Origin of the sequence: Chryseobacterium lactis, from assembly GCF_003815875.1 — a bacterium.
Taxonomy (GTDB): Bacteria; Bacteroidota; Bacteroidia; order Flavobacteriales; family Weeksellaceae; genus Chryseobacterium; species Chryseobacterium lactis.
Map to the genome: position 1 here is coordinate 3533522 of NZ_CP033924.1, position 11617 is coordinate 3545138.

Annotated in this window: 2 protein-coding genes and 1 pseudogene; all 3 read left to right on the forward strand. The window is 37.4% G+C overall.

Annotated elements, in window-relative coordinates:
- The first annotated feature begins 7 nt into the window (after positions 1 to 7).
- Complete coding sequence (locus EG342_RS15650; protein ID WP_103294201.1) at positions 8 to 9886, forward strand: DUF1990 family protein; 9879 nt, start codon at positions 8 to 10, stop codon at positions 9884 to 9886.
- 421 nt (positions 9887 to 10307) lie between these two features.
- Positions 10308 to 10858 (forward strand): annotated as a pseudogene (locus EG342_RS15655) (transposase).
- 253 nt (positions 10859 to 11111) lie between these two features.
- On the forward strand, positions 11112 to 11528 hold the full coding sequence (locus EG342_RS15660) for a hypothetical protein (RefSeq protein ID WP_123868113.1): 417 nt from the start codon (positions 11112 to 11114) through the stop codon (positions 11526 to 11528).
- Positions 11529 to 11617: the final 89 nt, after the last annotated feature.

An 11617-nucleotide genomic window follows, 5' to 3' on the forward strand; every position in this document is an offset into this window, starting at 1 on the left:
AACGACCATGAAGACATCTTTATTTAACATAATCAGAAAACAGAAAAAGTTAGTCAATTCTTTTATCTTTCTTATCTCATGGTCGCAGATACATGCTCAGGCCAATAGTCTCTTTTTCAATAAAGAAAACAGACCAGCGGAAAGTGAGGAGTATAAAAGTGCAGTACCAAAAGAGGTTAAACCTGCTTTTTCTACCAGCGAAAAAATATCAGAATCTGATGAATCTTTATCAAACTCAGATACTAAGGAAAATATATCAGCTGATCGACAAATAATTCCAAAAGGGTTTTCAATTCCAGAGAAAATGACTTTTGCTAAAAATGCCATTTATGGCTCCCGTTATTATATTTCAGATATAAAACAAGGAGTTATTGGTAAGGATGAAGAACATCCGATAGATCAGGTGTATGATAATATTTTTACAGTAGCAGTTGATCATACTATAAAATCAAATTCTTCCGTATGGCTGGAATATGAATTGTATGGGGTAACGCATTCTTCCGGAGTAAGTAAATATATCAATGATGAACTGGCAACGGGAGGGAAAAATGTGGAAAAAAATAACGAATGGACTTTTCATTCCGAGGCATTGCCGGCTTCTGCAATTTTGCAGGGCAAAAATAGAATTACTTTTACTATTCCGTCAGACGCAGAATATACATACAAAGTCCGCAAAGTCCGTATCAGAATGGATCAATCAGTTTCTTCATCCTATAAAACTGAAGCAAAATCTTCTTCAGCACTCATAAAAAACATAGCAGCAGGAGAAGCCGGAGAATTACATTGGGAAGGAGCAGGCCTTACAATAGGGCAGGGCATTTTGAAAAGCTCCCAAAATTTCTCAGTAACTCCATTGAGAGACATAGACATCCCGGCGATAACTCCTGAATTTGTGAATGTCACCAAGCAACATTTTGCCTATCGTTTCCTTCCTCATGGAGAGCATTTCAGCGTTCCTGCAAAAGTATCAATGGCTTATGATAAGTCTAAAATCCCTGCGGGATATACAGAGCAGGATATCCGGGCTTTTTATTTTGATGATATTCAGAAAAAATGGATCGCCCTGGAAAAGGATTCTTTAATGAGTGAAAAACAGCTTTTAGTTTCCAAAACAACCCATTTTACGGATATGATTACAGGGATTATCAAAGTCCCTGAATCTCCGGAAACAGGCAATTACGCTCCCAATTCCATTAAAGATATAAAAGCCGCCGATCCGTCATCAGGAATCGTAAGTATTGGTGCGCCTTCTCCTAATAATATGGGAACAGTGAATACCGGTTTTCCCATTAAACTTCCTGCAGGAAGGCAAGGGATGCAGCCTTCATTGTCCGTCAATTACAGCAGTGAAGGAGGAAATGGCTGGATGGGATTAGGTTGGGATCTTTCCATTCCTGCGATCAGTATCGATACCAGATGGGGAGTTCCAAGATACGATGGTGCCAAAGAAACAGAAATCTATTCCTTTGGAGGTGAACAGCTCACTTTTAAAGATGGAGATAAATATGTTTTACCACATCGTACAGAAGGTTTTGATAAAAACAGAACAGCAGAAAGGCAGTTTTATCCAAGGATTGAAGGTTCTTATAACAAAATCATCAGGCATGGAAGCAGCCCGTCTAATTATTGGTGGGAAGTCATCAGTAAAGACGGTACCAGAAGCTTTTTTGGTGGTGATGGAAATGCAATTGTTGAAAATGCTGTCCAAAGGCAAGTTGGAACCAATAATATTGGGCATTGGGCTCTTTACAAAACAATTGATACCAATGGTAATTATGTAAAGTATACTTATGACACCCCGGCCTATACTTCGTCTGGAGCTATCGGGAATGGAGGAAAAGAAATGTATATCAGGACCATTGAATATACCCTTAATGACGCCAATCCGGATCTGAAAAAATACAGTGTTAATTTTGGATATGATCAGGCACAAAGAGATGATGTACAGGTGGATGCAAGGCTTGGTTTTGTACGGGTAACTTCAAAGAGGTTAGGAAACGTTCAGGTATTGTATGATGGAAATAAAGTTCGAAGCTACGACTTCAAGTATAAAACCGGAGCATTTTCCAAATCACTGTTAGAAACCATTACTGAGAAAAATGCAGAAGATAATGTGTTTTATACCAATAGAGTAGAGTATTTTAATACTATAGAGACCACACAGTATTCACCGGAAACCACCATTGATGCGGTTACCAATGATGCAGGAATTAAGAGCTCTTCATTATTGGGCCACGGCGATTCAAAAAATACAACGGTTGGTGGAGCACTTACCTTTGGTATTGCGAAGGCCGGAGATGTTCAAGCCTATAACCCGATCACCAAAAGTGCAACCCTTGGAGGTGATTATCAATACACAGAAGGAGAAGGGGGCGGTAGACTTACCATCACAGACGTTGATGGAGACGGCTTGCCGGATAAAATTTTAAAGAACGAATGGAGTTCGCCCGATTCTGTGTTTAAATACAGAAAGAAAAGTCCCGATATGGGCGCGTTTGGAAATAGCTTACTGACACCGGAAAATTCAAAATCCTTTTCATATTCAAAAAGCTATACCAATAGTTTTGGTTTTCAGGCTACAGCTTCGATGTTGTTTTCTGCCGGAGTATCTACCGGAACATCTAAAACAAAAGACTTAACTTACAATTACTTTACAGATGCCAACAGTGATGGAATTCAGGATATTGTAAGCAATGGGCAGGTTTATTTTGGAAGAGTAGAAAATGGAGTTTTAAAATACAGTACAGATGTTTTGCTTACTTCCAATCCGATAAACAAAGGAGCAGCAATAAGTACTCCTGCCGTGGATTGTAATGATATTCTCGAGGACTATAAAAACTCACCGCTCCACGATGCCGTTAAAGTCTGGAGGGCTCCTTATGATGGAGCTGTTTCTATCACTGGAACAGTTAAGCTAAAGAACCCTTCATCAAGTCCGGATGGAGTTAAATTCAGTGTACAACATTACCAGGCCGGGACAAATACTTCCAGTTTTTTAATTCCGTTTATGACGTTTACCGGAACGACCGGTTATTATATTAACCAGTCATCCTTACAGGTAAAGCAAGGGGATTATATCTATTTTAGGGTAAACTCAAGAGATAATGGAGTTGGTGATATTATGGATCTTCCCGTATATATTAACTATTTGACAGCTCCAATGTCTTATCCGTATCCAGGTGCTCTTTCAGATTGGTATAGAGATTCATCAGAAACGCCTCTTGGACAATTCAGTAATGTGAGCCTGGTAAGCAGTAAAAATGGAACCGGAGTTCCTGTCAGTGCAAATTCAGGGACAATTACGGGAATATTCGTTAAACCTCTCACAGTAAGGGATATTACCGTTAAAATTGTAAGAAAACAAGCTAATGGAACGGTAACAACGATAGGAAGTCAGCAATATCCTTATGCAACTGTGGGTACTCAAACTCTTCAGTTTAATACAGGTGCTTTAGCTGAAAATGATATCCTCTATTTCCAGGTACAATCTGATTTGAATGAAAAATGGGAAAACTTAAATTTTAATAATTTAAAACTAACCATCAATTATGAAGGAAGTGATATCGAATTTCCTGTAATTCCTGATATGCAGTTTTATAATTTAAGAAACAATACGACTGCCACTTTCAAGCAATGGATTGATATGCGTGGTCGTGACTCTAAATTCTCATTGTATGCAAAATTAACAGGGAAACCAGCTGGAAGATATACCTATATCGTTAGAAAAAGAGTAATGCAGCGAGGAAATTTTGTTGATCCTGTTATTACTACAATCAACTGGACAGGAAGTGTAAGCTCTATGCAGGAACTTTCTATTTCACAACCGATTATTCGTTGGAATGATTATTATGTAGAATGCTATACGGATCTTCCTTCAGATGCAGGACTAGATGGGCCTGTTCCTAATCTGGAAGTGGAAATCCGTGAATCTGTCAATATAAACCCTGCGGCTCCAACAGTATTTGAAACCCATGGTATCAATGTTTATGGAAAAGATACCGATAATATATATCAGGCAGGATCTGCTACAGATCTATCTTTAGATAATGGAAGATTTGGAGCGATGTACAGAAGCTGGGGACAATTTGTTTATCATGGAGGATATGGAACACTGCCGGCTACATGCAGTCAATTACAAAGTCAGTTAACAGATTATGGAAGTCAGCCGATAGATCCGGCTAAATTAGTTCCACCGAGCAATGAAAATGATTCTACTCCTTTGAATGAAAGGCTTTTCATTATGATGAATCCTTATAATGGAAGAGACTTTAATGCCCCAAATAGTACTGTTTATGTTCAGAGATATACCGGGATGAGTAAAACCACTTATGTACAAGGCACGGACGTGTCATCGTCAAGAATGGGAATGAACGATATGAATATTCTTTCACAAGGTACAACTGCAAACACTCCCGGAGTCTTTAACGCTCCTGTTAAGCAATCAAAAACAACTAATACTAATACGGGGATTTCAGGTGGTTTTTCTGTTTTCTCATTGAATAAAACAACGTCTACCGGTAAAACAATCAATACCCTGGATTATTTTGATATGAATGGTGATGGCTATCCGGATGTATTGAATGGAAATAATATTCAATATACCAACATGATCGGTATGCTTTCCGGAAATACTTTGCCGGGAGCGAATGATAATCCGCATAGAACAAATCACTCTAATTCCGGAGTGGGAGTAGGACAAAGCTATCCTCTATCTGGAAAATCTAATGAATCCAGTAATAAAAATGCACTGAAAGCCGTTGAACCTGGATTCAATTTCTCTGCAGGATCTTCTGATGGAACAGATTATTCTAATTACAGCTATATAGACATCAATGGAGACGGATTATTGGATAGAGTAGCAAATGACGGACAAGTTCAGCTTAATTTGGGATACTCTTATGCTGCGGCTGAAAGCCTTTCTTATGGTAATTTCAGAGATGGAACAAGCTCATCCACGAATCTTGGAGCCGGAGCGTCTATCGGAGGAACAATTACAAACGGATTACCGAAAGGAATCAGTATGTTTAACGGAAGTATAGCCTTTGGAGCAGGAAAGTCTGAAACACTTAATGATCAGAAAACAACGCTGATCGATATTAATAATGATGGCCTTGCAGACTTAGTTACCAATTCCGGAGGAAATCTGAGTGTGCAAATCAATACGGGAAACAAGTTTGTTTCCATACCATGGAATGCTTCATCAAATATTCAACAGGATATTTCCAGAGGATATAATATGAATGTGGGAGTTACAGCGTCTATTCTAATTCCACTAGGAACTACCGGAAATTCTCTTAAAATTTCTATCAATCCAAGTACCAGTTTTGGTGAAGGAGATAGCAACGTTAAACAGCAGATATTAGACCTGAACGGAGATGGATTCCCGGATTTGTTAAGATCACAGGCAGATGGTGACGGTAACTTTAGTAATACTACAGCGTTGGTGAAATATTCAACCATTGGAACGACGAATCTTCTTAAAAAAGTAACGACCCCAATGGGAGGATCCTGGGAGGTTTCCTATGAAAGAGCGGGGAATACATATGATTTACCTCAAAACAAATGGATCATGACTTCGGTGGTATCCAATGACGGGTTTACCGGAGACAGCCAGTTCAAACCGGATTTTTCTAAAATTACAGTTACTTATGAAAATCCTTACCATAGCCGAAGAGAAAGAGCTTTTTATGGATTTGAAAAAGTAAAAACCAATCAGATCAATACCGGAAACGGAGGAGCTGCAGCTACAGAAATATACCGTTATACATTGCAGACTTTTAACAATAATTCATACTTTTTAAAAGGATCTTTATTATCTGAAGTTCTCTATGATGCTGCGGGTAAAAAATGGACGGAAAAGATCAATACGCTTTCTTTAAGAACAATTAATAACTCAGCAGTAGCAGTAACAAATGTTCTGGTTAAAGAAGGTGAGAAAGGATTGGCCAACTATGCCTACTTTACGGCATTAGATAAAACTACTTCTAACTTCTATGAAGGGCAGGCTGTCGCAGGTAAATTTACTTCCACGGAGATGGTGTACGATAATTATGGCAATCTGAAACAAAATAAAGACCTTGGAGATACTCAAATTGGTGCTAATGAGGTTCTTATTTCAGATATTACCTATCAGATTACAGATAATTCTTCCAACTATCTTATCCTGCCAACAGGAGTGAAATCAACGGCAGCAGGCATGGTAAGAGAAAGAAAAGCCCAATATGATTCTAAAGGTAATGTAACGGCAATTACAATGGTAGGCCCTGGAAACCCTGTCAATAATTATGAATATGATACCTATGGAAATATTAAAAAAGCAATCGGACCAGCCAATTATCAGGGACAACGCTTCTTCCATGAGTACACCTATGATCCTAATGTTGTAACCTATCCGACAATGGTAAAAGACGCTTTCGGATACAGTAGTAAGTCAGAATATGACTTCCGATTCGGAATACCTGTCTTTACTGAAGATATTAACCTGCAACCAACCCAGTATGCATATGATGCCGCCGGAAGAACCACTGAAATTACAGGGCCTTATGAAATGTTCAACGATATTCCATGGACCATACAGTTTGAGTATAAACCTATCACTGATGCACCATTGAATGCAACAGGAGCACAATCTTATGCGATAACCCGTCATTATGATCCTGATAATGCTAATAATACCATTAATACGGTAAGCATTTCTGATGGTCTGGGAAGTCCTATTCAGGTGAAGAAGACAGCAGATCTTTATCAGAAAGGATTGAAGTATGTGGTATCCGGAAAAATGGAGCAGGATGCTTTTGGAAGAGTTTTGAAAACATATTATCCTACGGAAGCACAAGCCTCAGGCAATACCTATGATACTACAGTAGACAACATCGTTCCTACGATTAACACCTATGATGTTTTAGATCGGGTTCTTTCCACTAAATTACCGGATGAAGACCTGGTCTCAGAAGTAGAATATGGTTTTGGAAATGACCGTGAAGGAAGACAGATGTTCCGTACCGTTATGACTGATGAGTTGGGAACTATCAAGAAAACCTATACGGATATTAAAGGCCGTACCACTACAGTACATGAGCCATCCAATACAGGAGATATCTTCACAAGCTTTACTCATGATGCCATTGGAGAATTATTAAAAGTAAGAGATGTTCAGAATAATTTGACAACCAGTATTTATGATGATCTGGGAAGAAGAACTTCCATGACTCATCCGGATAGCGGTACTTCAGCTTTCGTTTATGATCCTGCGAGTAATATGACTTCCAGAACCAATTCGGAAAATGAAACAGCTACCTATGAGTATGATTATAAGCGTTTAAAAGCGGTTAATTATCCGAAATACCCGGAAAATAATGTCAAATATTATTATGGTCTGGCAATGGATGCCTCTGCAATGGATAATAATGCTGTTGGGAGGCTCTGGTATCAGACTGATGCTGCAGGTACTCAATATTTGAAATATGGAAGATTAGGTGAACTTACTCACCAACGTCGTTCTGTGGCAGTTCCGGGAGCTGGAGTCTACTGGTTCGGTACAGAATGGGAATATGATACCTGGAACCGTGTGAAAACAATTACTTATCCCGATGGTGAAAAAGTGAATTACCATTATAACCTGGCTGGAAATCTTAAAAACATGGCTTCCGTAAAAGATGGTTTTGCCAGAAATATCATCAATGAATTAGGCTATGATAAGTTTGACCAAAGAGTATTCCTGAAATACGGAAACGGAACCACAACAAACTATGAGTATGAAACGAAGAGAAGAAGACTCCTAAAGATGAATGCTCAAACTCCTAGTAACAGATACTTCATGAAGAACTTATATCAATATGATGTGGTGAGTAATGTTCTTCAAATCCATAACAATGCACCTGTTGCCCAAGCAGGGTTACTGGGCGGAGGTACCAATCATGCCTATGGTTACGATGATTTATACAGACTAACTTCTGCAAACGGGAACTGGCGCGGCATCAATGCACAGGGTCAGGAAGAACGTCAACGCTATACCACTACCATGGCTTACGATAATATGCACAATGTGATGAGCAAAACGCAGAAACATGAAAGAGCTATGGGGAATACCGGAAATGCTTGGAATAATATTGAAGCTACTTCATACCGCTTAAACTACAGATATGAAGGAACCAAACCTCATGCCCCAACGACCATTGTAGATGAGCCTAATGTACCGGGTGCTCTATGTTGTGATGCCAATAATCCTCAAGTGAAATTCCAGAATTATACCTATGATAAAAAAGGAAATCCTGCGGCGATTGCACAGCAAACCTGCAAAGTAACGGAACCTAAGACCAAGTATCTATGGGATGAAGAAAACCGTATGCGTTTTGTAGATACAAATCCTTCCACTCCGGAAGTAGACGGTTCAGCGATTTATACGTATGATGCGGGAGGAGAAAGAATTATTAAAAACGTTCTGGGTGATGCAGTCGTTATTAATACAGGATCCAGTGAAATCATAGTAAACAATAACAGATATACGATCTATCCGAACGGAATGCTTTCGGCAGCCCTTACTTTAGATCAGCAAACAGGAAAATACAACCTGAATTATACCAAACATTACTATGCAGGAAGCCAGCGTATCAACAGTAAATTGGGCAAAGGAAAAGACGTTGGATTATTCAATTGTGCATGGTTGATCATTCCATTCGGTAGCGGAAGTGCGGCAATTAATGAAAAAGCCGTAGCCAAAGAAAAGTTAGATGCCAACACAGCAGCCAGTCTGGCCATTATGGCAGCCAATGGAATCACTCCACCACCTAACTACGGACAGAATGCAGGCTATACCGAAAATTGTGTATCTTCGTATACAGGAGTGGAAGAGAAGGATACTTACTGGTATCATCCTGATCACTTAGGCAGTAGTTCTTTTATTACAGGTTTAGATGGCGAAGTCACACAAAATATAGAGTATTTCCCAAGCGGTGAAGTCTTTGTAGAAAACCATAAGAATTCTTATAATACTCCTTATAAGTTTAATGGTAAGGAACAGGATGATGAAACCGGATATTATTACTATGGAGCGAGATATTATAATCCTAGAGTGAGTCTTTGGTTGAATGTGGATCCGTTGGCAGATTATAATCCTTTCTATAATGATCAGGCTTATATTAATGGGGAGCATAATGGAGGAGTGTACAATTCAGGGAATAACAATCCATATATTTATACTTATAATAGTCCAGTACGATTTATTGATCCAAATGGAAAACAGGTTGATACAAATAAATTACAAACGGCTGCGGATGGATATGGAACATTATTTAAACGATCATACACTTTATATATTGATGGATCAAATAAAACAGCCTATCAAGTATTTACAGAAATTAATAAGAACTTTACTAATTATACACGAGATAATTCATATTTTGAAAGAATAAAAGGTAACTCAAGCCCACTTCTGTCAAAAGGAGATGAATTAGCGATTGAAGGAGGTCCAGGTTTTAATGTAAAACCGTTGAGTAAAGTTACAAGTGATTTTATTCCGGCTGAAAGAATTGACTCAAAAGGAAATGTCTATACGGCTGCAATTTCTACGGGAGTTACAGTTACAGATACTAAAACTGATTTTAAAAATCAAGTCTTTAGTATGACATTTGGAACTTGGAAAGGGCATGTTGAATCGGGGCAAATATCATTTACTACAAAGCAAGAAAAGCCAGGTCTAATAAGCTTTACAATAAGCAGTAGATCTCGATCTTCAAATTTCTTTACAGATAAAGCATACAGGTTTTTGGGAGGATTTGAAGGCCAGACAAAGCATTGGGAAGATTATTTAACAAGATTGTCTGAGTGGACAAAGGGAACTACATGGCAAGTTACTAAAACTAAAACGGAGGAATGGAAAGGAAAATAAAATTTATAGTCTCACATACATTATTAGTAATATTTATTTTAATCATTTATTTATATGGCGAATATACAACGCCTAAAAATGATGTAGTTTATAGTATTGATGAAAACTATATGGATGGAATAAATAATCAGCTGTTTGTTAAACGATTAATAGGTATCCTGTTATTGGTTAATAATTTAATCTGTATTTATTTTGTATGGAAGTATACTAAGTACTATAGATGGATGTACTTTTTGTTGATGATAGAATTATTTATTTTTGGCTGTTTTTTATTAATATTTATTTATTCATTTATGTTTGTAATATAAAGAATTCCCCCCCCCCCTCGCTAGCGCGAGCATCTTGCTCGTAATCAGAATAAAACAAAACCCTTGTAACAGCGAGGGTTTTGTTATTTAACCCAATTCTTTAATTTTATACTATAAGCAGAAAATATAAATTTCACGAAAAAGAGGGAGCTTACTTTATAAGTTTTGTAATGGTATTCTGGATTGATGTTTTTACCAGAATGCAGTATTTTGCTATTGTTATTAATGCATTAGATTATTGTAGAAAGAATAAAGGCATGTCTATTTTAGGATATTGTATTATGCCAAATCATATTCACTTGCTTTTTCGGTCAGAGAAAGGAGAACCATCAGAATTAATAAGAGATTTTAAAGGATTTACAGCAAGAACATTGTTAAAAGCAATTGAAGAAAACTCTCAGGAAAGCAGAAAGGAATGGTTGCTTTGGATGTTTGAGAAAGCTGGTAAGAAAAATTCAAATGTCAAGAAATACCAATTTTGATAACAGAGTAATAAGCCAATAGAAGTATGGTCTTTAAAAGGGTTTGAACAGAAGTTAAATTATATCCATTAAAATCCTGTTGAAATTGGTTTTGTCATAGATCCATGGGGTGGAAGTACAGTAGTGCCAGAAATTATTGTGATGATTGTCAGGAGATATTGGAAATAGATGTAAATTTATAAAGAATGTTTGATGAGCGAGCAAGATGCTCGCGCTAGCAGAGGGGAAAAGATTCGGTAAAAGGTCAAGGTATTACACCTGCCACCAAAGCAAGAGCTAGGATGGTAATACGTGCATTCGAACCATTAATAAAGCAAAAGGAAGCTAGGGTTAAGGCTAATAAAGTTATTGATCGTATAAAAGAGACTGCTACAAAGGCATCGAAGGTATCCGAAAGAACTAGTACTGGTATGTAAACCCATAAAATTATTATAGATGAGATTTTTTAAAATATTTGTATGTATTGCACTGGTTAGTATCTTTTTGGGTGTAGGCTCATACCTTGTTTTTATTTATTATTTTACGAAAGAGCCTGAACCTACTGCAGAGTATACATTTCCTAATATGAATTATAAGGAGTTGGAGAAAAGAATAGAGAAAATAGAAAAGAAAGATACTTATTTAGATAGTAGATATGTAGTTCTAGGCAAAGATTCTCTTAAATATATCTTTATAACAAGTATAGATGAAAATCAATCCAGTAAATATGGTGATAAACCTTATATAGAGCTTCAGGTTGTATTAGATTCTAAATCAAAAATGTTAAATATAGTTCATAAAAACAAAGACGATTATCCCAAAGAGCTAAAGCTTTTTGAAGAGGGATTTATTGATAAGCTTAAGAAAAAGTAAGGTTAGAGTTGTTGATAGATTTATTTATAAAATATAAGCAACCGATACCATTTGCTGACTCGAGTACCTTGCTCATGGCCAGAATAAAA